Source organism: Demequina lutea (assembly GCF_013409005.1).
GTDB lineage: Bacteria > Actinomycetota > Actinomycetes > Actinomycetales > Demequinaceae > Demequina > Demequina lutea.
Genome location: NZ_JACBZO010000001.1, coordinates 1,534,604 through 1,561,558 on the forward strand (window position 1 = coordinate 1,534,604; position 26,955 = coordinate 1,561,558).

The 26,955-nt window shown below is 65.9% G+C and carries 27 protein-coding genes; 22 read left to right on the forward strand and 5 right to left on the reverse strand.

The window, feature by feature from the left end:
- Positions 1–5: 5 nt before the first annotated feature.
- From metK to BKA03_RS07540, 19 genes are all read left to right on the forward strand, one after another.
- Positions 6–1,169 carry a methionine adenosyltransferase gene (metK, locus tag BKA03_RS07450; RefSeq protein ID WP_218855997.1) on the forward strand — a complete coding sequence of 388 codons (1,164 nt, stop codon included), beginning with the start codon at positions 6–8 and terminating at the stop codon, positions 1,167–1,169.
- Positions 1,169–3,067 carry a primosomal protein N' family DNA-binding protein gene (locus tag BKA03_RS07455; RefSeq protein WP_179397786.1) on the forward strand — a complete coding sequence of 633 codons (1,899 nt, stop codon included), beginning with the start codon at positions 1,169–1,171 and terminating at the stop codon, positions 3,065–3,067. The genes metK and BKA03_RS07455 overlap by 1 nt, the downstream gene beginning before the upstream one ends.
- Before the next feature lie 84 nt (positions 3,068–3,151).
- Entirely contained in the window at positions 3,152–4,084 is a 933-nt protein-coding gene (gene fmt, locus BKA03_RS07460) for a methionyl-tRNA formyltransferase (RefSeq protein ID WP_179397787.1), read from the forward strand.
- Entirely contained in the window at positions 4,081–5,436 is a 1,356-nt protein-coding gene (locus BKA03_RS07465) for an RsmB/NOP family class I SAM-dependent RNA methyltransferase (protein WP_179397788.1), read from the forward strand. The genes fmt and BKA03_RS07465 overlap by 4 nt, the downstream gene beginning before the upstream one ends.
- A gap of 9 nt (positions 5,437–5,445) precedes the next feature.
- Positions 5,446–6,096, forward strand: coding sequence for a ribulose-phosphate 3-epimerase (rpe, locus tag BKA03_RS07470; protein ID WP_179397789.1), 651 nt, complete (start codon positions 5,446–5,448; stop codon positions 6,094–6,096).
- Between the two features lie 3 nt (positions 6,097–6,099).
- A complete protein-coding gene (gene ribD, locus BKA03_RS07475; protein WP_179397790.1) occupies positions 6,100–7,116 on the forward strand; it encodes a bifunctional diaminohydroxyphosphoribosylaminopyrimidine deaminase/5-amino-6-(5-phosphoribosylamino)uracil reductase RibD in 1,017 nt (338 codons plus the stop codon).
- Between the two features lie 2 nt (positions 7,117–7,118).
- Complete coding sequence (locus tag BKA03_RS07480; RefSeq protein WP_179397791.1) at positions 7,119–7,712, forward strand: riboflavin synthase; 594 nt, start codon at positions 7,119–7,121, stop codon at positions 7,710–7,712.
- A complete protein-coding gene (gene ribB / locus BKA03_RS07485; RefSeq protein WP_179397792.1) occupies positions 7,709–8,950 on the forward strand; it encodes a 3,4-dihydroxy-2-butanone-4-phosphate synthase in 1,242 nt (413 codons plus the stop codon). The genes BKA03_RS07480 and ribB overlap by 4 nt, the downstream gene beginning before the upstream one ends.
- Positions 8,947–9,426 carry a 6,7-dimethyl-8-ribityllumazine synthase gene (gene ribH, locus BKA03_RS07490; RefSeq protein ID WP_179397793.1) on the forward strand — a complete coding sequence of 160 codons (480 nt, stop codon included), beginning with the start codon at positions 8,947–8,949 and terminating at the stop codon, positions 9,424–9,426. The genes ribB and ribH overlap by 4 nt, the downstream gene beginning before the upstream one ends.
- A 52-nt stretch (positions 9,427–9,478) precedes the next feature.
- Positions 9,479–9,742 (forward strand): phosphoribosyl-ATP diphosphatase, encoded by a 264-nt coding sequence (locus BKA03_RS07495; protein ID WP_179397794.1) that lies wholly within the window; start codon positions 9,479–9,481, stop codon positions 9,740–9,742.
- A gap of 9 nt (positions 9,743–9,751) precedes the next feature.
- A complete protein-coding gene (gene hisG / locus BKA03_RS07500) occupies positions 9,752–10,594 on the forward strand; it encodes an ATP phosphoribosyltransferase (protein ID WP_179397795.1) in 843 nt (280 codons plus the stop codon).
- Positions 10,595–11,623, forward strand: coding sequence for a helix-turn-helix transcriptional regulator (locus tag BKA03_RS07505; protein ID WP_179397796.1), 1,029 nt, complete (start codon positions 10,595–10,597; stop codon positions 11,621–11,623).
- Positions 11,616–12,533 (forward strand): helix-turn-helix transcriptional regulator, encoded by a 918-nt coding sequence (locus tag BKA03_RS07510; protein WP_179397797.1) that lies wholly within the window; start codon positions 11,616–11,618, stop codon positions 12,531–12,533. Before BKA03_RS07505 ends, BKA03_RS07510 begins: the two co-directional genes overlap by 8 nt.
- 32 nt (positions 12,534–12,565) lie before the next feature.
- Positions 12,566–12,751 (forward strand): Sec-independent protein translocase subunit TatA, encoded by a 186-nt coding sequence (tatA, locus tag BKA03_RS07515; RefSeq protein WP_179397798.1) that lies wholly within the window; start codon positions 12,566–12,568, stop codon positions 12,749–12,751.
- Between the two features lie 28 nt (positions 12,752–12,779).
- Positions 12,780–13,508 (forward strand): twin-arginine translocase subunit TatC, encoded by a 729-nt coding sequence (tatC, locus tag BKA03_RS07520; protein WP_179397799.1) that lies wholly within the window; start codon positions 12,780–12,782, stop codon positions 13,506–13,508.
- Positions 13,505–14,434, forward strand: coding sequence for a diacylglycerol/lipid kinase family protein (locus tag BKA03_RS15715; protein WP_179397800.1), 930 nt, complete (start codon positions 13,505–13,507; stop codon positions 14,432–14,434). Before tatC ends, BKA03_RS15715 begins: the two co-directional genes overlap by 4 nt.
- A 9-nt stretch (positions 14,435–14,443) precedes the next feature.
- A complete protein-coding gene (locus tag BKA03_RS15720; protein ID WP_179397801.1) occupies positions 14,444–17,185 on the forward strand; it encodes a DEAD/DEAH box helicase in 2,742 nt (913 codons plus the stop codon).
- Between the two features lie 22 nt (positions 17,186–17,207).
- Positions 17,208–18,743: an apolipoprotein N-acyltransferase gene (lnt, locus tag BKA03_RS07535; protein ID WP_179397802.1), complete on the forward strand. Its 1,536-nt coding sequence runs from the start codon at positions 17,208–17,210 to the stop codon at positions 18,741–18,743.
- Between the two features lie 8 nt (positions 18,744–18,751).
- Entirely contained in the window at positions 18,752–19,468 is a 717-nt protein-coding gene (locus BKA03_RS07540) for a polyprenol monophosphomannose synthase (protein WP_308477954.1), read from the forward strand.
- Between the two features lie 43 nt (positions 19,469–19,511).
- On the opposite strand, the gene BKA03_RS07545 is transcribed toward BKA03_RS07540, so the two are convergent.
- Positions 19,512–19,847 carry an RNA polymerase-binding protein RbpA gene (locus tag BKA03_RS07545; protein WP_179397804.1) on the reverse strand — a complete coding sequence of 112 codons (336 nt, stop codon included), beginning with the start codon at positions 19,845–19,847 and terminating at the stop codon, positions 19,512–19,514.
- A gap of 350 nt (positions 19,848–20,197) precedes the next feature.
- On the opposite strand from BKA03_RS07545, the gene BKA03_RS07550 reads away from it, so the two are divergent.
- Genes BKA03_RS07550 through BKA03_RS07560 form a run of 3 tightly spaced genes read left to right on the forward strand, consistent with a single transcriptional unit; the run spans position 20,198 to position 23,341 of the window.
- On the forward strand, positions 20,198–21,184 hold the full coding sequence (locus BKA03_RS07550) for a cytochrome c oxidase assembly protein (protein WP_179397805.1): 987 nt from the start codon (positions 20,198–20,200) through the stop codon (positions 21,182–21,184).
- 46 nt (positions 21,185–21,230) lie between these two features.
- Positions 21,231–22,154 carry a cytochrome c biogenesis CcdA family protein gene (locus tag BKA03_RS07555; RefSeq protein WP_179397806.1) on the forward strand — a complete coding sequence of 308 codons (924 nt, stop codon included), beginning with the start codon at positions 21,231–21,233 and terminating at the stop codon, positions 22,152–22,154.
- Positions 22,151–23,341 (forward strand): redoxin domain-containing protein, encoded by a 1,191-nt coding sequence (locus tag BKA03_RS07560; RefSeq protein WP_179397807.1) that lies wholly within the window; start codon positions 22,151–22,153, stop codon positions 23,339–23,341. The genes BKA03_RS07555 and BKA03_RS07560 overlap by 4 nt, the downstream gene beginning before the upstream one ends.
- Before the next feature lie 164 nt (positions 23,342–23,505).
- Here BKA03_RS07560 and BKA03_RS07565 read toward each other — a convergent pair whose 3' ends face one another.
- The 4 genes from BKA03_RS07565 to BKA03_RS07580 all read right to left on the reverse strand — a co-directional run bounded on the left by BKA03_RS07565 (position 23,506) and on the right by BKA03_RS07580 (position 26,954).
- On the reverse strand, positions 23,506–23,793 hold the full coding sequence (locus BKA03_RS07565; protein WP_179397808.1) for a hypothetical protein: 288 nt from the start codon (positions 23,791–23,793) through the stop codon (positions 23,506–23,508).
- A gap of 550 nt (positions 23,794–24,343) precedes the next feature.
- A complete protein-coding gene (locus tag BKA03_RS07570) occupies positions 24,344–25,693 on the reverse strand; it encodes a rolling circle replication-associated protein (protein WP_179397809.1) in 1,350 nt (449 codons plus the stop codon).
- A 59-nt stretch (positions 25,694–25,752) separates the two neighbouring features.
- A complete protein-coding gene (locus tag BKA03_RS07575; protein ID WP_179397810.1) occupies positions 25,753–26,421 on the reverse strand; it encodes a hypothetical protein in 669 nt (222 codons plus the stop codon).
- Positions 26,418–26,954, reverse strand: a complete 537-nt coding sequence (locus BKA03_RS07580) for a hypothetical protein (RefSeq protein WP_179397811.1) — start codon at positions 26,952–26,954, stop codon at positions 26,418–26,420. The genes BKA03_RS07575 and BKA03_RS07580 overlap by 4 nt, the downstream gene beginning before the upstream one ends.
- Position 26,955 lies beyond the last annotated feature (1 nt).

A 26,955-nucleotide genomic window follows, 5' to 3' on the forward strand; every position in this document is an offset into this window, starting at 1 on the left:
AGCGCATGTCCCTCCGCCAATTTTCCTCCGAGTCCGTGACCGAGGGCCACCCCGACAAGATCTGCGATCAGGTCTCCGACGCCATCCTTGACGAGATGCTGCGCCAGGATCCGCTGTCGCGAGTCGCGGTCGAGACGATGGTAACCACCGGTCAAGTGCACGTCGCAGGTGAGGTGACCACCGAGGCCTACGTCGACATTCCCTCCACCATCCGCGACGTCGTCCGCGACATCGGCTACACCTCGTCAACGGTCGGCTTTGATGCGGACTCATGCGGCGTCTTGGTCTCGATCGGCGAGCAGAGCGCCGACATCTGGTTGGGCGTCGGCCATGCCACCGACTCGGAAACGCAAGAGCTCGGCGCGGGCGACCAGGGACTCATGTTTGGCTTCGCGTGCCGCGACACGGCTGAGTTGATGCCGATGCCCATCGCGATGGCCCACGCGCTCACCGCGCGACTGGCCGAGGTGCGCAAGAAGGGGATTGTCGACGGGCTTCGCCCTGACGGTAAGGCCCAGGTGACGATCGGCTATGACGGCGATACTCCGATCAGCGTCGACACCGTCGTCGTCTCGAGCCAGCACCGCGGGGGGCTCGACATCGGGCAGTTGCGGGAGGCGATCGAGTCCGAGGTGATTGCTCCCGTGCTTTCCCGATTCGCGTTGGACTCATCGGGCCATCGATCCCTCATCAACCCCACCGGCAGGTTCGAGGTGGGCGGCCCCATGGGCGACGCCGGAGTGACGGGTCGCAAGATCATCGTCGATACCTATGGCGGAATGGCGCGCCACGGCGGCGGAGCGTTCTCGGGGAAGGACCCATCCAAGGTCGACCGCTCGGCCGCATACGCGATGCGCTGGGTCGCCAAGAATGTCGTCGCGGCGGGCCTCGCTGACAGGTGTGAGTTGCAGGTGGCCTACGCGATCGGCACGGCCGTTCCCGTTGGCCTCTACGTCGAGACCTTCGGGACGCACACCGTCGACCCCGATCGCATCGTCAAGGCGATCCGCGAGGTCTTTGACCTGCGACCCTCCGCGCTTATCGATCAGCTCGACCTGCGTCGGCCGATCTACAGGGCGACCGCGAGCTACGGCCACTTTGGCCGCGAACTGCCCGACTTCACCTGGGAACGCACCGACAGGGCCGACGCATTGGCGGCCGCGGTCTAGTGATCGTTGGGGTCGCAGTCGACAGCCCGCTGCCGCACCTCGACAGGCCGTTCGACTATGAGGTGCCTCCATCCGTCACGGGCGTGAGCCTGGGCACCAGGGTGCGCGTTCCCTTCGCTGGCAGGCTGGTGTCGGGCGTGGTGACGTCCGTCGACGGTCAACCGGGCGCTCAAGTGCTCAAATCCGTGCGCTCCGCCGGCGCGATTCCCTCGTTCAGCCCGGCCGCGCTCGACCTTGCGCGCGCGATCGCACAGCGGTACGGGGGCTCGCTGTGGGATGTGCTGCGGCTCATGGGCCCGCCGCGAGTAGCCGCGGTGGAGAGGTACGGCTGGGACGGCTGGGTGCGCGCCGGCGTGGACTTGGGAGCGCTTGGCACTCTCACCGCGGCGGCGGAGCGCCTTGCATTGCCCGTGGAGAGGCGAGACCGAGCCGTGTGGGCCGCCACGCCCTCGCGCCCCGAGGTGGCACCCACCGAGGCCATGCTGGGAGCGGCACTGGCGGCTGCCGAGCGGGGAGGGACGTCGATTATCGTGGCGCCGGATTCCAGGGCGGTCGCGGCACTCCTGAGGACGGCCGAGGAGTCCGGCCTCAAGCGTTGGACACCACGAAGCGGCGGTCACCTTGCCGTCATCGACTCGGAGGACGGCGCGTCGGTGCGCTACGGGTCGTACATTGCGGCGATGCGCGGTCTCGTTCCGCTCGTCATTGGCACGCGGCACGCCGCGTGGCAACCGGTCCCGGATCTCGCATCGATCACCGTGTGGGACGAGGCATCGTCGACTCTCGCGGAGCCGCGTGCACCGTATCCCCACGCCCGCACGGTGTGCGCGATGCGCGCGCAGGGCTCGGGTGCCGCGCTACTCGTCGCGGGGCACGCCCTCTCTGCGGAGGCCGTGGCACTCGTCGTCCACGGGTTTGCCAGGCGCATCGACGCGCGACCGGAACGCTCCACCCTGCCCACCGTCGAGGTCATCGGTGGAGAACGAAGGGAACGCGAGGGGGGTGCGGGCAGACACTGGATGCCGGGTCACGTGTGGGCGCCGCTGCTCGCCGCCGCACGCAAAGGGGTCGCCGCGGTGGTGGTACCCCAGGGCGGCTATGCCGCCGGTCTCGCGTGCCTGAGATGCGGCACGTGGGCGGAGTGCGCCGAGTGCGGGGGAGACCTGTCCCGCTCGACCGCGAGCGCCGTCGCATCGTGCAACGACTGTGGAACCGAGGCCGTCGCGTGGCACTGCCCCGAATGCAGGGAACATCGCATGCGTCCCGTAGGGCTCGGCGCGGACCGGTTGGCGGAACAACTCGTTCGCATGGCGGCAGGCATCCCTGTGACGCAGTCGTCCGCGACCGTGGGCGTGGTGGAGGACCTCGCCGTCGACGCCGGAATCGTGGTCGCGACGCCGGGAGCGCTTCCAGCTGTCAAGGGCGGGTATGGATACTTGGCGATCGTGGGCGCACGGGTGTCGGTCAACGAGGGCCTTGGTGCCGAGGCGCAAGCGCTCAGGCGCTGGCTCAATGCGGCGGCCCTCGTTGCCGCGCGAGACGACGGTGGCGCCGTCGCGGTCGTGGGGGAGCTTCCCGTCGAGGTGCGACAGGCGCTCGTGGCGTGGGATGGGTGGGACGTGGCCTCCAGGGACCTCGCGCAACGCGAGAGCCTAGGGCTGCCGCCCCACCGCAGGGCCCTGAGGCTCGACGGATCGTCCGACGCGATCGATGAGGCCGTCCGCGCGATCGAAAGCGCCGAAATGAGCATCTCGCGTGACTCGCAGGGTGCGTGGATCGTTTCGTCACGGGGCGCGATGCAAGGAATCGTGAGTGCGGTACGAGCCGTGGTCATCGCGCGGTCATTGCGTTCCGCCAGCCCACTCTATGTGAAGGTCGACGCGACGCCGAGCGCCTAGGGCCCGCGCCAAAGTCGGGACTAGCACGGCGGCGCCCCGGCGCCGCGACTTTTCGGCACCCCCGTGCCGCCTACCATGGAGCACATGCGCCTCATCTTCGCCGGCACCCCCGAGGTCGCCATCCCGGCGCTCGCCGCACTGATCGACGCGGGTCACGAGATAGCGCTCGTGTTGACCCAGCCCGATGCGAAGGGCAGAAGGGGTTCTGGGCTCCACCCCAGCGTCGTGAAGCAATACGCGCTCGACCACGGGCTGACCGTCGAGACGCCCGCGAAGGCGTCCGCGCCCGACTTCGTGGAGCGGGTGCGTGGGATTCACGCCGATGCCGCTGGCGTCGTCGCGTACGGACAGATCCTGCGGCCGTCGCTCATCGCCGCGACCGCGCACGGGTGGGTCAACCTCCACTTCTCGCTGCTTCCGGCATGGCGCGGGGCCGCCCCGGTCCAGCGTGCGCTTCAAGCGGGAGATGACCTCACCGGCGCGTCGACGTTTCTCATTGAGGAGGGGCTCGACACGGGCCCCGTCATCGGTCAAGTGACCGAGAGAATCAAGCCGGCAGACACGGCCGGGGACCTCCTCGGACGCCTCGCGAAGGTGGGGGCGTCCTTGCTTGTGGATTCGATCGAGGCGCTCGGCGGTGGCTTTGCCATGCCGCAGCCGCAATCGGAGGACGGCGTGAGCCACGCGGCCAAGCTGTCCCGCGACGACGCACTGGTGCGCTGGGACCTGCCCGCTCACGTGATCGATAGGGCCATCCGCGCCTGTACTCCGGCGCCGGGAGCCTGGACGACGCTTCCGGACGGTTCCACCGCCAAGATCGGTCCAGTCGTGCCAGTGGACGGCCCGGCGACGACGCCTGGACTGATGAGAGCGACCGAAGAGGGCATCGTGATAGGCACCGGCGGCAAGCCCGTGACGCTCAGCTGGATACAGCCGGCGGGCAAGAAGGTCATGGATGCGCGCGACTGGTGGCGGGGTGCGCGCTGGGCCGACGGCGCGCTGTTGGGTGAGGCATGAGCACCTCGGCAAGGAAGGCAGCACTCGCGTGCGTGCTCGCGGTGGTGGAGGACGATGCCTACGCGAACATCGCGATGTCGACGATCGTCCGTGAGGCGGGCCTGTCACAGCGTGACGCGGCCTTCGCCACCGAGCTTGCGTACGGTTCTTTGCGAATGAGCGGGTTCTACGACGAGGTCATTTCCGTCGCGTCGGGGCGTGAACCCTCCTCGCTCGAGGCGACCGTGAGGGCCGTCCTGTGGATCGGCGCCCACCAGGCACTCGACATGAGCACGCCTCCGCATGCGACCGTGTCGGAATCCGTTGACCTTGCGAAGCACGGGGGAGCGGCCCGCGCGAGTGGCCTCGTCAACGCCGTGATGCGGCGCATCACGGAACGCACTCGCGAGGAGTGGGTCTCGGCCGTCGCGCCTGGCAACGGAATTACCGATCTGTCGATTCGCACCTCGCACCCCGAGTGGATCGTCGCCGAACTTGAGGCATCGCTTGCCGCACGGGGCCGGTCGGGCGAACTCGAGGCCCTGCTCGACTCGCACAACGACGCTGCGGCCGTGACGCTCGCGTCGCGCCCCGGACTGATCGATCGGGACGCGCTCGCCTCGCAATCCGGGGGGACGGCCACCGAATACTCGCCTTACGGAGTCGTTCTCAAGGCAGGTTCACCCGGAAAGGTGGCGGCGGTGCGCGACGGCGCTGCTGGCGTCCAGGACGAGGGTTCACAACTGGTCGCCGCGGCCCTCGCATCGGCGGCAGCGCGGCCAGCGAGCGCACAGGAGCGCTGGCTCGACGCCTGTGCGGGTCCCGGTGGTAAGACGGCCCTACTCGGAGCGCTCGCCGCCGAAAGGGGGGCCACCCTCGCTGCCCTCGAACTTCACCCACACCGCGCGACCCTCGTGCGTGACAACGTGCGTTCCCTGCCACGAGGGGTGGTCGACGTCCACGTGGGCGACGCGACCGAGTGGAACGGGGGACCCTTTGACAGGATCCTGGTGGACGCTCCTTGTACCGGTCTCGGGGCGCTGCGGCGTCGCCCGGAGGCGCGGTGGAGGCGTTCGCCGGAAGACCTCCGTGAACTCACGGACCTGCAAACGCGCATCCTTGCCCACTCCGCCACGCGGCTCGCTCCCGGTGGCGTCATTGCTTACGTCACGTGTTCGCCTGTGCTCGCGGAGACTAGGGAGATCGTCGAGGCGAGCGGCCTTGAACAGCTCGACGCTCGTGCCGCCCTGGCTGATGTGACTGGCACGGGGCTCGAGGCTTGGGGGCAGGGTCCCGACGTGCAATTGTGGACCCACGCTCACGGCACCGATTCGATGTACTTGGCGCTCCTCACGGCGCCAGACGGGCGCTAGGTTGGCAGCATGAGCATTCGTATTGCGCCGTCCATTCTTTCGGCCGACTTCGGGAGGCTTGAGAGCGAGATTTTCGAGGTCGCGAGCGCAGACTTCATCCATGTCGACGTCATGGACAATCACTTCGTGCCGAACCTCACGATCGGACTTCCCGTCGTTGAGCGCCTGGCCCAAATCTCGCCGGTTCCCCTCGATGTCCACCTGATGATTGCCGACCCCGACCGCTGGGCGGCCAAGTACGCTGAAGTCGGCGCGGCATCGTGCACGTATCACTTTGAGGCCGCGAACAATCCGCTACAGGTGGCGAGGGACATCCGCTCCACCGGATCCCGCGCGGCCGTGGCGATCAAGCCAGGAACGCCAGCGGAGGCGGTGTTTGATCTCCTTACCGAGGTCGACATGGTGCTGGTGATGACTGTCGAGCCAGGCTTCGGAGGCCAGGAGTTCATGCGGGAGATGCTGCCGAAGTTGGGTGCGTTACGGAAGGCGGCGGCCGACGCGGGCACCGACATCTGGCTCGAGGTCGATGGGGGCATCAGCGTGGAGACCGCGCCAGAGGCAGTCGCGGCAGGCGCGGACACTCTGGTCGCCGGATCGTCCGTCTTCGGCCATCTGGACCGTGCTGCGGCGATCGCCAACCTGCGCGTAGCGGCCAGGTAGAACGTGGAGGAGACGCTCGACCAGAAGGCAGCGCTCGACAGGGCGGTTGCCCTTGCCGCATTGGGTCCGGAGTTTGGGCCCAATCCCAGGGTGGGAGCGGTCATCACCGATCCTTCGGGCCGCGTGCTTGCAGAGGGCTTTCATCGTGGCGCAGGCACTCCGCACGCGGAGGCGGCGGCTCTCGCCCGAGCGTTGACGTCCGGCATGAACGTGGACGGCGCGACGGCGTACGTGAGCCTCGAGCCATGCAACCACACGGGCCGGACGGGCCCGTGCTCGCAAGCGCTCGTCGACGCAGGGATCGCTCGCGTCGTCTACGCGGTCGCGGACCCCGACCCGCGCGCCGTCGGTGGCGCGCAGTACATGGCGGCGCGGGGCGTCGACGTCGTTCACGCGCCTCACGCTCAGGCAGAGGCGGTGAATCGCAAGTGGCTGATCGCGATGCGGCAGGGTAGGCCATACGTCATCGCAAAGTGGGCGCAGACGCTCGACGGCAAGATCTCCGCCTCAGACGGAACCAGCTTCTGGATTACGGGGCGGGAGGCTCGCGAGCACGTGCACCAACTGCGGGTGCGGGTCGACGCCATACTCGTGGGCACGGGCACCGTCCTAGTCGACGACCCCGAACTGTCCGCGCGCCCCGAGTCGGTTCTCGAACCCCATCAACCGTTGCGCGCCATCATGGGCACGCGGTCCACGGCGGGAGCCCGCGTCTGGCGAGATGAGAACGCGGTGGCGCTCGGTACTCATGACCCCGAGGCCGCCCTCGCGACCCTTTGGGAGCGTGAGGTGCGTACGGTGATTGTGGAGGGCGGCGCGGCGATTCACACGGCATTCCTCGTCGCAGGTCTCGTCGACGAACTCAACGTCTATGTCGCACCCGTTCTGCTTGGCACGGGCACTCAGGCCGTCGCCGATCTGGGAATCCGCACCATGGCCGACGCGTTGAGAGGGCAGGACACCTCGCTGCAGACCCTCGGTGTAGATTGCCTGGTCACGGCTCACCTTCCGAAGGGATAGTCATGTTTACCGGCATCGTTGAGGCCATTGGTACCGTTGCGACCGTTGAAGATCACGGAGCTTCCTCGCGTTTCGTGCTGACGGCGCCCCAGCTGGGGACGGACATCGTCCACGGCGAGTCGATCGCGGTCAACGGAGTGTGCCTGACGGTGGCAGCGCACGAACAAGGCGGGTGGGCCTTCGACGTGATGCGCATCACGGAAGAGACCACGACGATGGGCGAGTTGGCTCCTGGCATTCGGGTGAATCTCGAGCGCGCCACCCGCGCCGACGGCCGGCTTGGCGGTCACATCATGCAGGGCCACGTCGACGGGGTAGCCACGCTAGTCGCTCGCGATTCCCAGCCGGAGTGGGACGACCTCACCTTCACTGTTCCGCGGGAGTTGCTTCGGTACGTGGTTCTGAAGGGATCGATTTCGCTTAACGGGGTGTCGCTCACGGTGGCCGGGCTCGTCGACGACACGGTGACGGTCTCCCTGATTCCGACCACGTTGACGGAAACAACGCTGGGCGAACTCGTCGTGGGCAACGAGGTAAACGTCGAGGTCGACATCATCGCCAAGTACGTCGAGCGCATGATGGGACTGTCTTCGTGAGCCGCGACCCCTTCTCGCTGGTCGAGCAGGCCCTCGCGGATCTCGCTCTTGGCAAACCAGTCCTCGTGTGCGATTCTCACGAACGCGAAGACGAGGCCGACTTCATCATGGCCGCGGAACGCGTCACGCAGGAGTGGGTCGCGTGGGGCATCAGGAAATCAAGCGGCTACCTCTGTGCGCCGATGACGGGTCTGAAGGCCGACGCCCTCAACCTGCCGCTCATGGTCCCCAATAGCCAAGACCCGCGCCGCACGGCATACACGGTGTCGGTCGACGCCGCATCGGGCGTGACGACGGGGATTTCTGCGGCCGACAGGCACGCGACGATTCAGCGATTAGCGAGGGCCGATGCCTCGCCCGAAGATTTCATTCGGCCAGGGCATGTTCTGCCATTGCGCGCTGTTGCAGGGGGTGTCCTGCACCGACCCGGGCACACCGAGGCCGCCGTCGATCTCTGCAGACTCGCCGGGCTTGAGCCCGTTGCAGTCATCGCGGAACTCGTCAACGACGACGGCACCATGATGCGCCAGGGGAGTGCTACCGCCCTTGCCACAAAGGAGGGTCTCACCCTCATGACCATCGCCGACCTCATCGCCTACAGGCGCGCAAAGAAGGATCTTCCCGTCGCCGTGGAGCCGCAGCCGCACCGTGTGCTTCTTCAGGGCGAGGCCCGCCTTCCCACCGTGCACGGCGAGTTCACCATCAGGGCATACCGCGACGCAAGAACCGGCGCGGAGCATCTCGCTCTGGTCAAGGATGCTCCTGAGGGCGTGGTGCCAATCGTCCGGGTGCATTCGGAATGCCTCACGGGCGACGCCTTTGGCTCAATCCGATGCGAATGTGGCCCGCAGCTTGATGCGTCCCTCGAGCGCGTCCAGGCCGAGGGCGGGGCGGTCGTGTACCTCACCGGCCACGAGGGCCGTGGCATCGGCATCACCGCCAAGGTGCGGGCATATGCGCTTCAAGACCAGGGGATGGACACCGTCGACGCAAACGTCGAACTCGGACTTCCCGTGGATCGCAGGGAGTATGGCGCCGCGGCCGCGATTCTGGAGGACCTCGGTCTGACGAATATCCGCCTCCTAACCAACAACCCTGCCAAAGTCGAGGGCATGCGCGCTTCCGGAATCACGGTGGTCGAGCGCATCGGCCTGCACGTGGGCCACCACCCCGAAAACGAGGCCTACCGGCGCACTAAAGTGGAGCGCATGGGACACCTACAAGAGGACTCTGCATGAGTGGTCAGGGCGCGCCAAGCCTTTCAATTGACGCGAAGGGCGCCATTGTGGACGTCGTCGCGTCGCAATGGCACACCACCATCATGGACGGCCTAGTGGCGGGCGCCCTTGCCGCGGTGGAACGCGCAGGCGCCACGGCAAGGGTCTGGCGCGTGCCCGGAGCCTTCGAACTCCCCGTGGTGGCCGAGAGGCTCGCGCGCAGTGGTGCGGAGGCCATTGTGTGCCTCGGAGTGGTCGTCAGGGGCGGCACCCCGCACTTCGAATACGTGTGTGATGCGGTGACTCGAGGCTTGACCGATGTGGCCCGCTGCCATGCCGTCGCGGTCGGCTTCGGAATTCTCACCACGGACACGGAACAGCAGGCGCTCGACAGGGCGGGACTGCCGGGGTCTTCAGAAGACAAGGGTGCCGAGGCGGTTGAGGCCGCACTCGCCACATCCGCACTCATGCGCGACATCACGAGCCAGCTGGGCTGACACCAGGCGCGTGCCGTCGCCTCCGACCGCACTGCGCTACTAGGCTTGCCGCGTGACTTCCTTCAACGAGCTTTTCCAGAAACTGTCTGAACGCGCCGCCGCCCGCCCCGAAGGTTCGGGAACGGTGACCCTGCTCGACAAGGGGGTCCATGCCATCGGCAAGAAACTTGTTGAGGAGGCTGCCGAGGCGTGGATGGCTGCCGAGTACGAGACCGATGAGGAGGCGGCCGAGGAGATCTCTCAGCTGCTCTATCACGCGCAGGTCATGATGATTGCCAAGGGCCTCTCGCTGGCCGACGTCGAGAAGTATCTCTAGGGGTTTACCGTGCTACGCATCGCCGTCCCGAACAAGGGTTCATTGTCAGACCCCGCCGTTGAACTGCTCCGCGAGGCCGGCTACAAGCAACGCCGGGACCCGCGCGAACTCGTGCTCGTCGACACACGCAACGAGGTCGAATTCTTCTTCCTGAGGCCTCGGGACGTCGCCGTCTACGTGGGTGCGGGCACGGTGCACGCGGGAATCACGGGGCGCGACCTCCTGCTCGACTCGGGCGCGGCCGCGACCGAACAACTCGAGCTTGGCTTCGGCGCCTCGACGTTCCGCTACGCGGCGGCACCTGGCGAGATCTCGAGCATCGAGCAACTCGCAGGAAAGCGTGTCGCGACGTCCTACTCGCACCTGGTCGATACTCACTTGAGGTCCTTCGGGATCGAGGCCGACGTGGTGCGCCTTGATGGCGCAGTCGAATCGTCCGTGCGTCTTGGCGTGGCCGACGCGGTCGCCGACGTCGTGTCGACCGGTACCACTTTGAAGGCCGCCGGCCTCGAGGTCTTTGGCGAGCCGTTGCTCGTATCGGAAGCGATTCTCATTCGGTCCGACTCCGTGGAGGAGTCAACGGTCGCCGTGCTCACGGCCAGATTGCGGGGCGTACTCATGGCCCGCCAATACGTGCTCGTGGACTACGACGTGCCAAGCGCGTTCCTCGAGGATGCCATCGCCATTACGCCAGGCTTCGAGGCTCCCACGGTGACGCCCTTGCATGGTTCGGACTGGCACGCGGTGCGGGTCATGGTGCCGCGGATTGAAATGAACCACGTCATGGATGCGCTCTACGCCGCCGGTGCGAGGGCCATCCTCACCACGGAACTGCTCGCCGTCAGGGTCTAAATGGCCACCGATCCCGCGGAGCGCCTCCTCAACCTCATCATCGCCTTGACGCACGCTCGTGTGCGGATGACGAGGGCTCAGATCCGGAGCTCCGTGGTCGGCTACGAACCGACGGAGTCGGCCCTGGGTTCCGAAGAGGCGAGGCGCAAGGATGCCGCCTTTGAACGCATGTTTGAGCGCGACAAGGACGAATTGCGGCGCATGGGTGTGCCACTGCAGACGGTGGTCGATCCGACTCATGGCGACGAGATCGGCTACAAGATCGACGCCTCCGACGCGGCGATGCCTGCCATCGACTTTTCTCCAGCCGAGGCGGCCGCGCTTGCCCTCGCGGCCGAGTACTGGCAAGGCGCAATGCTCGGTGCGGATGCCCACCAAGGGCTCACGAAGATCGCGTCGGCGACCCAATCGGTTCCGCGCACACCCCTGACACTCGGTGCCAGGACGAGCGCCGCGAGCGATGCCACCGCCATCGTTGTCGATGCACGTGCGCGCCGGATGGTGGTGCAGTTTGAATACACCTCGGAGGGTTCGGGGACGGTTACGCGCACCGTGGAGCCGTGGCAGGTGCTCCTCAGGGGCAGCGCGGAGTACCTCTACGGCCTTGACAGGGACAGGGCAGAGCCGCGCACGTTTCGCCTGAGCAGGATCCACGGCACGATGCGCGCGGTGGGCCCCGATGGCGCGTATGAGATCCCGCGCCCACTACCGGGCTTCGACTGGGGCGCGAGTCAAGCGCTTCGGAACGCCACGGTGGGTTTGAGACCCGAAACCGGTCACGCCTTGCGTCAACGGGGAACGGTCATTGGGGTTGACGGCGACTGGGACCTGGTCGAGGTCACCTACCGCTACGCCGACGCGCTCAGGGATGAGGTCCTCGGCCTGGGAGGAATGGCGAAGATCATCGGCCCCGAGGACATTGCCGAGGATGTGCGACGATACGCCGCAAGCGCCCTCGCCATCGCGGAGTCAACACCACGGGAGTCAACGCCGCGGGAATCACCACCGGGGGAGAGCGACCGTGGCTGAGCGCACCGCTCCGCACGTGACCAGGCTCCTTGGTCTGGTGACGTATTTGGAGCGCCAAGGCGAGGCAACCTTGGCGACCCTTGCATCGCAATTCGACGTGAGCGAAGCCCAGATCAAGCGCGACATCGAACTCCTATGGGTATCGGGCGTGCCGGGACACGGCCCGCAGGACCTGATCGATTTCGATCCCTGGGCGTTCGATGAGGGTCTCATCAGGCTGACCAACTCTCAAGGCGTCGGCCAAGTGCGCTTGTCGCCGCGCGAGGCGGTGGCGCTCATCGGGGCACTATCCGCCGCAGTATCTGGGGGCGCGGCTCCCGAGGCCGCCCACTCCGCGCTGGCCAAACTTCGTGAAGCGGTGGGGGACGGGGACGCGGTGCGGACTCTGGCGCGATTTACCGTCGATCCCGTGCTCGCGGCGACCCTACGAGATGCGATCGACGCGGCGGTGATCGTGGAACTCGAGTACGTCGACGCCAACGACAAGAAGACGGCGCGGGTCATCGAGCCGCACCGACTGGTCGTGATCGACGGTGCCACCTACGTGGAGTGCTTCTGCAGGCGCGCCCAGGACTATCGAACGCTCCGACTGGACCGGATTAAGGCGGCCGTGCCCGGATCGGATCCTGTCGTGACGCGGCCTAGTGAGAACGGTGGGTTCTCGCTTGTTCCGCAGTTCCAGGCCGTCGTCCATGCGCACAGGTCGGCCCGCTGGCTCCTGGAGTCCTTCCCAGGAACCGTCATCGACGACGACGGAGAGCTCGTCATGGCGCGTTTCGGCGTAGCGGATGCGCCGGTGATGGCGGCGAGGCTGCTCGGGCTCGGGCCGCACTTGCGTACGATCGCTCCCGCCGCTCTCGCCGAAGAGGTGGCACGCCAGGCGCGGGCAGTTCTCGCCGCGCAGGCCTAGACTGAACCAACTGACGTTCGGAGGAACACGTCATGAAGCCAATTCATGTCATTGTGGTACTTGTTGTTGTGCTGATCCTTTTTGGCGCCCCCAAGCTTCCAGAGTTCGCCCGCAGCCTGGGCAAGTCGTTGCGCATCCTCAAGGAGGAGGCAAAGGCCCTCACGTCGGATGACGACTCCAGCAAGCCCATGGTCGAGGATGAGGCCAACGACAAGTAGGAGGGCTCGCGGCGCGGCTGACGCGCGCATGCCCTTGCGAGAGCATCTCGCGGAACTCAGAAATCGTATCCTCCTGTCCGCGCTCGGAATGGCCGTGGGTGCGGTTGGGGGATGGTTTCTCTTCACACCCACGTTCGAGACCCTCCAGCGCCCTCTACTCGCTGCGGCCGCCAAGGACAACGCGCTCGTCGCGGTCAACTTTTCCGGAATCGCGAGCGCTCTCGACCTTCGACTGAAGGTCGCGCTCTTCTTGGGGATGATCATCAGCTCCCCGTGGTGGCTCTACCAGCTCTGGGCGTACATCGCCCCGGGCCTCACCGGCAAGGAGAAGCGCTACACGGTGGGCTTCGTGGCATCGGCCGTGCCACTCTTCCTCGCGGGGATAGCCGTTGCGTGGGCGATGTTCCCGCGCGCGGTCACGCTGCTCGCGGACTTCCGGCCAAACGGAAGCGAGCAGCTCCTTGACGCTGAGTTGTACTTGACCTTCGCGATGCGGCTTCTCGTGGCCTTTGGGCTCGCATTCGTCTTTCCCGTGGTGATGGTTGCGCTCACGTGGGTGGGCATCGTGCCGTGGCGAGTGTGGCTCAAAGGTTGGCGTTGGGCGGTGCTCCTGATCTTTGTCTTCACGGCGGCAATGACCCCTACGCCCGACGCGATCACGATGACGGTGATGGCAATTCCGATGTGCGCCCTGTACTTTGGCGCCATTGGCATCGGCGCCTTGCGCGCCAAACCGCGCGCGAAGGGCGAAGAGTGAGCAAAGTTGGCGTGATTACCAACCCGACATCGGGGTCGGGAAGGGGCAGGGCGTGGGGAATAGCGGCGCTGTCGCTTCTGGCCGCTCGCGGGCACCAGATCGTGGACCTCAATATGGGGTCGTGGGCGGGCTCCTACGAGGCCGCGATGAAGGCGCGCAGATCGCTTGACGCGCTCGTCGTCGTGGGTGGTGACGGCATGGTGCACCTGGGAATCCAGGTGTGCGCCGACCGCAAACTGCCGCTGGGAATCGTTGCGGCGGGCTCGGGGAACGACGGCGCCATCACGCTTGACCTGCCCATCCACGACATCCCCGCGGCCGTCCAGCGCATCGAGGATGGGCTTGCCGGAGAGGTCGCCCACGTCGATCTCGGGAAGATCTCTGGGCGGCGTATCGAGTTGCCGGCCGCGCCCAGGTACTTCCTCGCGGTGCTCTCCGCAGGTATCGACGCAGCGATCGCGTCGTACGCGCGGCAGATCAACTTTCCGCGAGGTCCGCTCAAATACAAGGTCGCGACCATCCGCGAGGTTCCTCGCTACAAGCCCTACGGCGTCACGGTCACGGCGGACGATCAGACATGGACGCAGACCTGCACGCTGGTCGCCGTCGCCAATTCTCCGGTGTTCGGCGGTGGGCTCATCATCTCGCCGGAGTCGCGAGTGACCGACGGGATGCTCGAACTCGTTATCACGGAGCCCCTTGGCAAGCTCGAGATCGGCAAACTGTTCCCCAAGCTCTATGACGGTTCGATTCTGGGCGAGCCGAAGGTCAGGGTCGTGCGCGCCAAGAAGATTACGATCGGGCAGGCCGAGAGCGGCGCGAAGCTGCCACCGGCTTTTGCCGATGGTGAACTAGTGGGCGGCGATCCGATGACAATCGAGGTAGCACCCAAGGCGTTGCGCGTTCTCGGCGCGCGCCCGAGCTAGATTGGCTGAGTGACTAGCCCAGCGGAACGCTACGCGGCGGCGCGCGAGCGTTCTCGCTCGTCGGACCTTGTGGACTTCGAGGCGACTCTTTCCTTCGCGCTCGACGACTTTCAGAGGGATGGCTGCCAGGCCGTGGCGGATGGACACTCCGTCCTTGTCGCGGCGCCAACTGGCGCAGGCAAGACGGTGGTGGGCGAGTTCGCGGTAGCACACGCACAGCGGAGGGGACGAAAGGCGTTCTACACGACGCCCATCAAGGCTCTCAGCAACCAGAAGTACGGGGACTTGCGGGCCATCTACGGGCCCGAAAAGGTGGGGCTACTCACCGGTGACACCTCGATCAATCCGCACGCCGACATCGTCGTCATGACCACTGAGGTGCTGCGCAACATGATCTATGCGGGCTCGTCGAGCCTCGATCGCCTCGGCGTCGTCGTTCTTGACGAGGTCCACTACTTGGCCGACCGCTTCCGGGGCTCGGTGTGGGAAGAGGTCATCGTCCACGTCGGCGCGGCGACCTCGATCGTCTCGCTCTCCGCGACGGTGTCGAACGCCGAGGAGTTTGGCGCGTGGCTGACGGAGGTCAGGGGAGACACCAAGGTCATCGTGAGCGAGCGCCGACCGGTGCCGTTGTGGCCACACGTGATGCTCCGTGAGGGGCTATTCGATCTCTATGCGCCGGGCACCGATCCGAGCGACCTAGGGCCCAACCCGCGCATCAATCCCGAACTGGAGGCCGTGGCGAAGCGATCCCGCCACGACGAACAGGGAAACCGGCCCGCGCGCTCCGGATATCGAGGCGGGAGGGGCAGCCAGCCCAAGCCGAGGCGCAGCCCACCGAGGTTTGCGGTCATCGACCAACTCGACGCCCAAGCCCTGCTGCCCGCCATCGTGTTCGTCTTCTCCCGGGCGGGATGTGAGGACGCGGTCGAGCAAGTGAAGGCCTCAGGGATCCGGCTCACCTCGGACGAGGAACGTCGGCGGATCGCCGAGATCATCGAGGTGCGATGTTCGGCCCTGCCCCCCGAGGACCTGGGGCCGCTGGGTTTCACGGCTTGGAGAGACAACCTCGAGGCGGGCCTCGCCGCCCACCATGCGGGACTCATCCCTCTGTTCAAGGAGGTGGTGGAAGAGCTCTTCGCCGCGGGACTCATCAAGGTGGTCTACGCCACCGAGACGCTCGCGCTCGGCATCAACATGCCGGCTCGTTCAGTGGTCCTCGAGAAGTTGGTCAAGTGGGACGGTGAGTCCCACAAGGACCTCACGGCGGGGGAGTACACCCAGCTGACGGGGCGCGCGGGCCGGCGGGGCATCGACGTCGAGGGACACGCCGTCGTCATCGAGCACCCCGGATTCGATGCGGGCCAACTGGCTCGCCTCGCGTCGCGGCGCACGTACCCCCTGGTATCTTCCTTTCAGCCCAGCTACAACATGGCTATCAACTTGGTGGGCCGCTCGGGCGTACAGAGGGCCCGTGATGCGCTCGAGATGTCGTTTGCGCAGTTTCAAGCGGATGCATCGGTCGTCGGAAAGGCTCGCAGGGTGCGCGAGCTTGACGGCGCGCTTGAAGGTTTTCGCGAGGCAATGCGGTGCGATCGCGGCGACTTTCGCGAGTATGCGGGGCTGCGGGAAAAACTGTCTCGCAACGAGAAGGACGCATCGCAGACCGCGCGGAGGGCGACTCGTGAGGCGACGGTCTCGCAATTGAGCCAATTGCGGCGCGGCGACCTGGTGCGCATCCTTGGGGGAAGGCGATCAGGTGTAGCCGTCGTCATCGCGTCGGACGACGATCCGAAGGCCCCTCGCCCCACGGTCGTGACAGACGCTGGCAGGGCCACGCGCCTGTCGGTAGCCGATCTCACGATGGGTCTCGACACGGTGGGACGGTTGACGATCCCCGGAAAGTTCAACGCACAGGATGCACGCGCGCGGAAGGAACTTGGCGTCCGGGCACTGGGGGAGGCCAGGGTCGCCCGCGACAAGGAGCGGACGCAGCGGCGCCCGCGACAGTCTCAAGGCGACGCCGATGCCGTGCGAGCGGCGATGCGCAACCACCCCTGCCACTCGTGCCCCGAGCGCGAGGATCACGCGCGGTGGGCCGAGAGGTACTTCCGGACCCTGAGGGACAAGGACAGGATCGCCACGGAGATTCAGCGTGCCACGGGGTCGATCGCGGCTGTCTTTGACAGGCGCTGCGCGGTGCTGCGCGAGTGCGGTTACCTCTCTGGGGAAGGAGAGGAGACCGTTGTGACGGCCGCGGGAACCACACTCAAGACGCTGTACGCGGAAAACGACATCGTCATGGCCGAATGCTTGCGGGAGGACGTGTGGGGGCGACTCAATCCCGCCGGCCTCGCCGCGGCCGTTTCCACGCTGCTGTATTCGGCGCGTCGAGACGACGGCGACTCGACGCCTCGTATTCCGGGCGGGCCGCAAGGCATACTCACCGAGGCGCTGAAACAGACGCAGCGTGTCTGGTCGCGATTCGCCGAACTCCACGAGGTCAGGGACCTGCCCCCATTGCCCGCGCCCCACTGGGGCCTGGTGAACGCCATTCATGGTTGGGCCCAAGGCAAGAGCCTCGATGCCGTCATCAGCAAAACCGATGTGGCCCCAGGAGACATGGTCCGGTGGTGCAAGCAGGTCATCGATGCCCTCGACCAGATTGCGCAGTCGGCCCCGGAGTCGTCGACGAGTGATCGTGCGCGGGCGGCAATCGCAGCGATGCGCCGTGGCGTCGTTGCCTACTGAATCCACCGCGTACGCTGGACCGGTGTCAAGAGCGCGTCGTTTCCTGGTGGCAGTAGCCAGTGGTTTGATCTTGTTCTTGGCGTTCCCTGACGTCGGCTGGTGGGTGACCGCGCCCATCGCGTTTGCCGCCTTCTACATGCTCCTCGCGAGGGTGAGCGCCGGGGGCGGCTTCGGCTACGGATGGCTGATGGGCATGGCCTTCTTCTTGCCGCACCTGTGGTGGGCGTTTGTGGCGGTCGGACAGGTTCCCTGGGTAGCACTGTCCGCTGCCGAATCAATAGCATTTGGCCTGGTAGGTATGCTGTTTGTGCGTCTAACGCGCTCCGATCTTTTGGCTCGGGCCCGATGGCTAGAGCCAGTAGCCTTCGCGGTGCTGTGGGTCGGCGCCGAGCTCTTGCGTTCGGCGTGGCCGTTTGGAGGGTTTCCGTGGGGGAGGGTCGCCTTTTCGGCGGTTGATTCTCCCTATGCGCCGCTTGCGTGGCTCGGGGGAGCGCCGCTCGTCTCGTTCGCCGTGGTGCTTACCGGAGCGGTGATCGGCGCGGGCGTACTGGCCGCGCGCAATAGGCGGGTGCTTGCTCCCGCCTTTGCGGCGGCAGTGGCTGTGGGCCTGATGGTTGCTCCGATGGGGATACCTCTCGACGGCAGGGCCCAGACGGGGACGATGTCCGTAGCGTGGGTGCAGGGAAACCTCGCGAACAAAGGTCTCGATTCCTTCGACCGTGCCCGCGAGGTGACGGCGAACCATCGGGACGCCAGCATCGAACTGGCCAAACAGAACCCAGGCGCGCACATCGACCTCGTGATCTGGCCGGAGAACGCCTCCGACATCGACCCCCGCACCGACGCGGAGACCGCGGCAGACGTCACGGCCGCGGCTCAGGCGCTCGGCGCCCCCATCATGCTCGGAACCAACGACTACACGCCCGTGAATGGGCGGTACAACGAGTCGCTCGTGTGGCTCCCGAGCGGAAAGGCGCTTGCCGGCGCTGTGTATCGCAAGCAGGTGCCCGCCGCCTTCGCGGAATACATCCCGTACCGGTCCATAGTTCGGATCTTCTCGAAGGAAGTTGATCTGGTCACGTCCGACGTTCTACCAGGCAAGAATCCGTCTCGAATGGAAATTCCGATCGCCTCTCTTGGACGCACCGTGGACGTGGGGCCGATCATTTGCTTCGAGGTTGCCTACGACTGGGTCTCGCGGCAGGCGGTCCGCGACGGCGCCGAGTTCTTGGCGGTTCAGACCAACAACGCGACGTTTGGCGTGACCGCTGAGAGCACCCAGCAACTCGCGATGTCGAGGCTGAGGGCGATCGAGACCGGCCGGGCGACCCTCCAGGTCTCGACGGTAGGGGTGAGTGCGGTGATCTCGCCCACGGGACGGGTCGTCGATCGCACCAAGCTCTTCACCAGGGCCGCAGGGATCGCGCAAATTCCGCTGCGGTCGTCACTCACGCCAGCAACCCATTGGGGTGGGCTCATCGAGTTGGGATTCGAAATTCTTGGCGGCCTCATTGCCGTGCTCGCGATTGGTACCAGCAAGAGGAGGCGCCGCAGTTGAAGACTCTCGTGATCATTCCTACCTACAACGAGATCGAGTCCCTGCCGAGGCAAGTGGCGGGCGTCAGGTTGGCGGTGCCGGACGCACACATCCTCGTGGTCGATGACGGATCGCCTGATGGCACGGGGGAGTGGGCTGAGACCTTTGCCCACTCGGATGAGCACGTCCACATCCTGCACAGGCAGGCAAAGCAGGGGCTCGGAGTCGCGTATCGTTCCGGTTTCGCTTGGGCGCTGGAACGCCAGTACGAAGTGATCGTAGAAATGGACGCCGACGGTTCGCATCGGGCCCAGGATCTGCCCCTGCTCCTGGCGGAAGCGGGGGACCACGACCTCGTGATCGGGTCCCGATGGGTGCGTGGAGGCCAGGTGGAGAACTGGCCGTTCCATCGCAAGTTCCTGTCGACGAACGCCAACCGCTATGTGCGCCTGGCGCTCGGGATCAAGGTGAAGGATGCCACCGCGGGATTCAGGGCGTATCGGGCGGCGACGTTACGTCAACTAGACCTGGCGGCCGTCGAGTCTCAGGGATACTGCTTCCAAGTCGACATGACATGGCGGACACTCCTGGCCGGTGGCAGCGTGGCCGAGGTGCCGATCACCTTCGTTGAGAGAGACCTTGGTGCGTCAAAGATGAGCGGCGCAATTATCCGCGAGGCGCTCACTAAAGTCACCGAGTGGGGAATTCAGCGGGTCTGGCACAAGGTGTTCCGCGCGGGTCGCTAGAGAATCGCGGTGCGGCCGACCGTCAGTCGTCGCGGGCGAAAGCCTAGGCTCCGCGGCTCGCCCTCAGCACGCCCAGGCGCTCCTGGAGAAGGTCCTCAAGTTCGGCGATGGAGCGACGCTCCAGAAGCATGTCCCAGTGCGTGCGCTGGTGGCGTTCCTCGCGGGCTTCGGGCTGAATGGCGTCGCGAAGCAGAGCAGCGGCTCCACAGTGACATTCCCATGACAAGGGAACGTCGGCCTCGATGGCAAACGGGAACGCGAGCACGTGCCCGTTGGGGCAGTCGTAAACGGCCTCGCGACGTTCCGCGAGTTCCATGCCTACGGCGCTTTCCTTGCTCTGTGTTCCCAAGCGCATACCGCGCAAAGCTCGATCAGCCATGGTGAGCCTCCTTAGTATGGGGCTTGTGGCCCTCCGCAACTGAACGCTCCATGCGGTCGGATTGTTCCTGCTTGTCGCACACTGAGAACCGGTAGCGCGTGTTGGTGAGGTGTGACGAGTTGTCGTGAGGAGGGTTCGGTCGTTGGAACCCAGACTACGCGGAGGAACACGGATTGCCGCTATGTACTATGGAAAGCGTGTCTTTCGCCACTCAGCAGGATGTCACCGGAGCGGGCTTCGAGCGGTTCGCCCGCGCTTCGGGTGAACTCGTCGCGGCCCGTCCCCTCGCGGCGGGGGTCTGACGCGTGCTTTGGCTGATGGCGGCGCCAACTCCGTCGTCGGGTGGACCGATGGCGATGAACGGCCCGATGTGGATGCCGATGCAGCCGCCCACGCTCGCACGACTGTTGGCCTGGCATCCCCAGCCGATCCCGATTCTGCCGGTGATCGCGCTCGCACTGCTTGCCCTCTACGTGTGGGGCGTCGTCGTGCTACGCCGCCGCAACGTCCGCTGGCCAGTCCACCGCACGGTGTGGTGGCTCGCGGCAGTGGCCTCCTTGCTAATCGTCACCGCCACCGGTGTCGACGGCTACGGCATGGAGCTCTTTAGCGCGCACATGGTGCAGCACATGGTGCTGAGCATGCTTTCACCGGTTTTCCTCGCGCTTGGGGCGCCCGTGACACTGCTGCTACGCGCGCTCTCCACCGATGTTGGGCGGCGCGGCGGGGTGCGTCGAGTCGTGTTGCGGGTTCTGCACTCGCGGGTGCTCAGGGTGTTTACGAACCCGGTAGTCGCATTCGTGTTGTTCATCGTGAGCCTGTATGGCCTGTACTTCACGCCCATCTTCGACGAACTCATGAGCACCTGGTGGGGCCACAACCTCATGCTCGTGCACTTTGTGCTGATCGGTTTCCTCTACTTCTGGGGAGTCTTGGGCGTCGATCCCAACCCGCGAAACTCACGCCGTGGACGATTCTCGATGCCGGGGCCCGCAGTCTCGGTTCTCGAGATCATGGCGACCGCGCCGTTCCATGCGTTCTTCGGCGTGGCGGTCATGATGGCGACGACCCTGCTCGTCCGCTTCTACGCAATGCCCATGCCCGGCTGGCACATCGTGCCGATCGCGGATCAACGAACCGGCGGCGGCATCGCGTGGACGTTCACCGAGATCCCAACCCTCCTGGTTCTCGGTGCGCTCATCGTGACATGGCGGCGGTCCGAAGAGCGCAGCACGAGGGCCGCGGGCCGAAGGCTCGCTCGCGGAGACGACACCGAACTCACCGACTACAACGCCTACCTGCAGACTCTCGCCCGCACCGATCGAGCGGAGCAGTGAGGTGGGGTAGTGGCCATGCGACAAGCCCGGACTTGAGGGCACGGAAATGATGTCATCACAGCCAGGGAATGCTCAAGTCCTGTACGCCTTCTCACTTGGGCTCGTCGCCGCCGTGAACCCGTGCGGCCTGCCGATGTTGCCCGCCTACCTGGCACTGTTCGCGGGGCGGCCGTCCGGCCCCAATGGGGCCAGGATCGCGCGGAGCCTGTTGGCGGGCGCGGGGGTGAGCGGGGGATTCGTCGCCGTCTTCGGCATCCTTGGGCTCATTGTCGAGAGCGGGGTGCAGCTCGTGGCTGGTTGGCTACCGTGGGTCATGATTGTCGTCGCCCTCGGGATGACAGTCGCCGGTGTCTTCACCCTCATGGGTAGGGGTCCGAGCCTGCGCCTGCCAACACCGCGAGTCAGGCCCGGTCGCTCGGCACTCGCCATGGTCGGCTATGGAGCCGTTTATGCGATCGGTTCCCTCAGCTGCTCCCTCCCGCTGTTCCTCGCGGCTGTCGGCAGTTCGTTCACGCGCCGAGGCGCCTGGGCGGGGCTCTCTACGTACCTCGCGTACACCCTTGGAATGGGCCTCTTCGTCACCGCGGCCGCCGTGGTCACGACGATGGCGGGAGCGGGCGCAATGCGGCGCGTGCACGCCGCGTCACGGATACTTCCAGTGGTCTCGGGCCTCGTCCTCACCGCCTCGGGCGCATATCTCGTCTACTACTGGGTGACCGATCTGCGGGGTCCAACCGTCAACGCCCCCTTGACGACGACGATCGGCCACCTGCAAGCGGGCCTTACCGCCGCCGTCGGGACCGATCCCGTCCGCTCGGCAATCGTGCTGGGTGTGATCGTGCTGGGGGCGTTTGTCATCGTGGTGCGACGTTCGATGTCCGCGTCTGGTGGGGGAGTGGCCCCATACCCGCCTGCCGACACCGCCCCAGGTGAGCGCACCACAACCAAGAGAGGTACTGCCGACCTATGACCGAGAAACCACGTCCCGATGCTCCGCCGACCAGTCGTGGAACCGCAGTTGTCTGGGCAAGTGCAGGCTTCATCGTCGTCGCGGCGGTCGCCCTGATCGTGGCGATCGGGCTGCCGCACTCGTCGGCGGCATCCGACCCCATGGTCGAGCCAGGGATCAACGCGGCCGCCGCCGACCTTCTGCAGCTCGACGTCCTCCCGCCGCCCGCCTATGCCGCACCGGCCTTCACGTTGACCGATCAGAACGGTCAGCCGGTGAGCCTGTCGCAGTACCGCGGCAAGTCCGTGGTGCTGACGTTTGGTGACGACGAATGCACGGACCTGTGCACGCTGTTGGCCCAAGACATCGTCGTCGCGGACAAGGACCTGGGTGCGGCCGCGCAGAATGTCGTATTCCTTGGGGTGAACGTGAACCCGTTCCACGTCGCCGTGAGCGATGTCGCAGCGTGGTCCGATCAACACGGCCTGCACGGCAGCAGCAATTGGGAATTCGTCACGGGGTCAACGACGCAGTTAGCCCAGGTCGCCGACAGCTACCACGTGTCGGTGAACGCCGATCCCGCTACCCAGTCGGTGGGTCACGGGGTCGAGATGTTTTTCATCGACCCGAACGGCCAGGAGGTCGGGATCGGGCAATTCGGGACGAGATCGGCCAGCACCGCGCTCTACGCTCACGCGATGGCGCAGATGGCCGTTGACCTGCTGCCACCGGGTTCCCGCACGCCTGTCGCCGGACCGACGGAAAGCAGTGCGGCCGTCGCGGCAACGCTCAATGCCCCCGCGCCGGCGCTCACACTCCCGGTGCTTGGGGACACGTCAACTAAAGCGTCGATCGCGGGGACGCCCGGTTCGTACACCGTACTGAACTTCTGGGCGAGCACCTGTAGCGCGTGCGTTCAGGAGATGCCTGCTCTGGAGAAGGCGCACCAGGCGCTCGGCAACTCCGTCGCGTTCGTGGGGGTCGACATCGCCGATCCGACCGGCGCCGCCGCGGCGTTCGCCCGCACGAGCGGTGTGACGTACCCCCTGGTGGTCGACGCGAACGGGACGGCCTCCGGCACATACCGGGTTCCTGGCTTGCCGTTCACGGCAATCATCGGGCCAGACGGCACGCTGCTTGTCCGCCATGCGGGCACCTTGACCGCCGAGCAGCTCGAGTACATCGTGCAGACACTCCAGCAGAACTGATTGAGGGCTTTTCCCGTCTGTTCAGCGCCCCGATGGATAACGCCGATAATGCACATTGCGGGCGTTTTCATGTACCGTTGACATCAGGTTCCTCCTGTCCTCAGTGATCCGGGAGTGGACTAGAGCCCCGGTAGCCGTTCCAGCGGCCCGGGGCTCGTCCTTTTCTAGAAGCGCTCAGCCGCCGCGCGGCCACCGTTACCCACGGGGCGAACCTTTTGCGCCCGAATGTTGAAGTTCTCGACGAACTCGAACTCAAGCGGCCCCACAGTCTCGCCGGGAGTCAGGTTGACCAGCGAAGCGATGTCCAGCGTGCTCACGACGGTGAACTCACGGGTGACCGTGTCGAAGAGCCGCGCCTGCGCGTACTCCACCGTTTCGCCCTTGTCATTCTTGAACGAATCCCGGAAACGATCCAGCACAAGTGCGGACGCGATCTTAGTCATAGTAGCCATGAGGTATCTCCTAGTGATCTCCGGTTCCAGCCGGGCGGGGAACTCCCGCAAGCAATTCATACACCCACACGCGCAACCCCGCAACCGACACGCTGCGCACACTTATGGAATACAGGACGAGCCCGGCGCCGGACCCCACCCGCGCAGCTGCGAACTCGCGACGCGCGTGGAACTGTAGGAACCTTACAAACCGCCAATCGGCGATCGCGCGGACGATTTTCATCGTACCTGGTAAATGCCACATTGGCGGACGCCGGCGGCCGCGGAGCTGCGCGAGCCGGCCTAGAGGATTCCCACAAGACCCCGCGAAGCGCAGCGCCTGCCGCTCAAGCCCGCGCCGATGAACATCTTCGTGATGAAAACGGTCCGTTCGCCGTGGTGGGGCCTCACTGGCGCGCAACTTGTCCAGATCGACGACGACTTGCGCGCTCCGTGGCGGATCGACCTCCCGGAAGGGCGCAAATACGCCGATTTGGGCGACGAATACGCTCGCCGGGGCATGGCTCTGCTCGCCGCGAACGATCTGCGCGGCGCCCTGTACTTCTCGGACCTATTCGGGCACGTTGCCCGGCGGGCGACCGGCGAGGAATACCGCGATGCGGTACACCAGGGCCGGGGCGTCGTTGCTCAGAATCCAGCCGCCGCCGAGAGGGTCGCTGAGCACCCGAGACCGGCGCCGCCCGAACATCCCCAGGTCGTCAAGCGTGGCGCGCCTAGTCGCCTCGCTCACACCATCTACGACATGCGCGCGGCGGGATAGCGCAGCGCGCGCGTTACGAGCCTTGACAAGGTGCCGTGCGAGCCGTTTCGCGGCCTGCCAAAGGGCCTTGGGGACCTCGATCTGCACCTCTAGCCGTTCCAGGCCGCTGATGCCCCAGAAACGGCCAGGACCGGCGTCCTCCTCCCACCACTCCGGCGGCACGTCGTGCTGGTATTCCTTGTCGTCGCTGGTCTTGGACGAGTGCTTGAGGAAGTACACCGCGATGCGTTGCGGGTCCGTGCCCCGGAACCCGAAATCGACGTTCGTACCAGCGGCAAAGTTGCGCACGTATTCCGTGTCCGGGGCCGGGCAATCACAGCGTTGACCCTCAGCACCGTCGCCGCATGCGTGGCACGCCCAGTTGTCCGCCGCGACGCACGCCGCCCACGTCGACGAGAGCCAACGCCGGAAGGTCTGCCCGCGCACGACCGTGCCCTCGTCAGGGACCCTCATCATCAAGTGCATGTGCGGCGCGCCCCGGTGCTGGAACTCCAACTTCCAAACCACCTGCCACGAAGGCAGGGACGCCTCACGCTCCCAGGCCCACCGGAACTTGCGAACCATGCGCTTAAAGTCGGCGCCTCGAGGTGCCACCGCGCGCCAGTCGTCGGGCAGGGTCAAGGTCACCATTGAAAGCCGCAGCTGTGGCGAACTCCACGAGTCGTGGTCGATGTCCGCCAGTGCCTTCATCATGCGCAGACGTGACCGCACCGACCACTTTTTGATCGTGCCCCGGTGCAGTGTGCCGTCCTCGTCGTCGGCGTCCTCATCGTCGCCCCAAATCTCCAGTTGCCCCGCAGCGTTCCTAGTCGCGCGCGTGTCGCGCCAGGGCGCCGAATCGTTGTCCCACGGCCTCGCGTACTTCACGGCGAAAGCGATCGAGCCGCCCGAGATCGTCAGCGTGTACCGGTCGGTCACACGCGTGTTTTCCGCGACAGCGCCACGACCGCGACGGAAAAGCGCCGGAATGTCAGCGTCAGCGCCGAGCCATGTTGGCTCGTATCCGATCAGTTCGCGTACCGCGTCAGCGGTCGCGTCAACGACCGCGCGCGTCGAGAACCCGAAAGCCTGCCCGGGCAAGGTGGCGGGACCCATCGCGACCGCACGTGCAACGGGTCCCGCCGTCGTAGAAATAGACACTCTCGTCCTCCGTAGTGATCACCCGTTCCAGCGGGTCCTGCAAAGAGTTCGAGCCCGATCTACCCCACGACACCACCCCCTTGCGGGGGAGTCTCAACACCTCCGGACCCGGACGTGACACGCGAAAATCGGTCGTCGGACACAAAGGGCCATTGGTCGTACAGGGGGGACCCGGTGCCGTCCCGAGCGGGCAACGTACCCGCGTCGTCGTCGCCGTCAACCCCATGGCTGAACATGTGGTCACGGGACGCGCTCCGCGCCTGCTGCCCATCAGTGACGAGGTAAGGGGGGTTGACTGCGCCAACTCGTGCGGGATTGCTGCTCGCTATCGGAATGGCGCCGGGGGAGAGGCGACCGTCACCAAGGCCAGCCTCGACCACACGACGATGCAAACCCGTACCATCCGTCAACTCAACCGCGCGCCCATCCTGGGAAACGTTCACCTGCACCGCAGCCAACGAGTTCGACGTCGCGTTAGCCGTCGCCGTCGCAACAGCCCAAGCGTGAGCCTCAGCAGAAGCGGACTCAAGAGCCGAACGCCGCCCGAGCCAGAACACCACCAACCCGAACAACACCACCCCGACAGCGACACCGCCAGACGTCGCATGCGCCCACACCGCAGCGACCACCGCACCCGCGTAACCACCCATCCCCACATACACGACCACACGTGTACGCCACTGCGCACGACCCCGAGCAACCCGATCCGACACCTTTTCACCCATCACGACCACTTTCCTTCCACGTAGGCATTCCAGAAATAGTCCGGCTCATCGACCGGATCGTCACCAATCTCAGGCACTTCACCGATCTCATTCGGCAAAGAGTCCTCGGGCACCTCGTACACGATGGCCTCGACCTCGTCGTCGTCACCGTCCCACCCGTCATCGCCCAGCAGAGTCTCGCTCACACCGTCGACAAGGTCGAGCAAGTCGGCAAGATCGACGCCCGCGAGTTGGGCAGCATCGAGCAGCTCCGCGATATCGAGCGCGTCGAGATCGGTCGCACCATCGATCGATTCCATGGCGACCTCGTAGTCGATCTCGTCCGGGTCGACGCCCTCGTTATCGTCCAGGTGCCGCTCAAACTCAGACCCGTCAGCGTCAAGGAAGTCCTCCACGTCCGCCAGGTCCACACCGTTTTCGTCAGCCCAGGCAGCCACGTCCTCAGCAGCCTCACCGTGCAGGTCGTAATCGTCCTCATCGTCGAGGTAGTCGAATTCCTCATCCCAGAGGCCCCCGGACTCGTTGTAAGCGCTCATG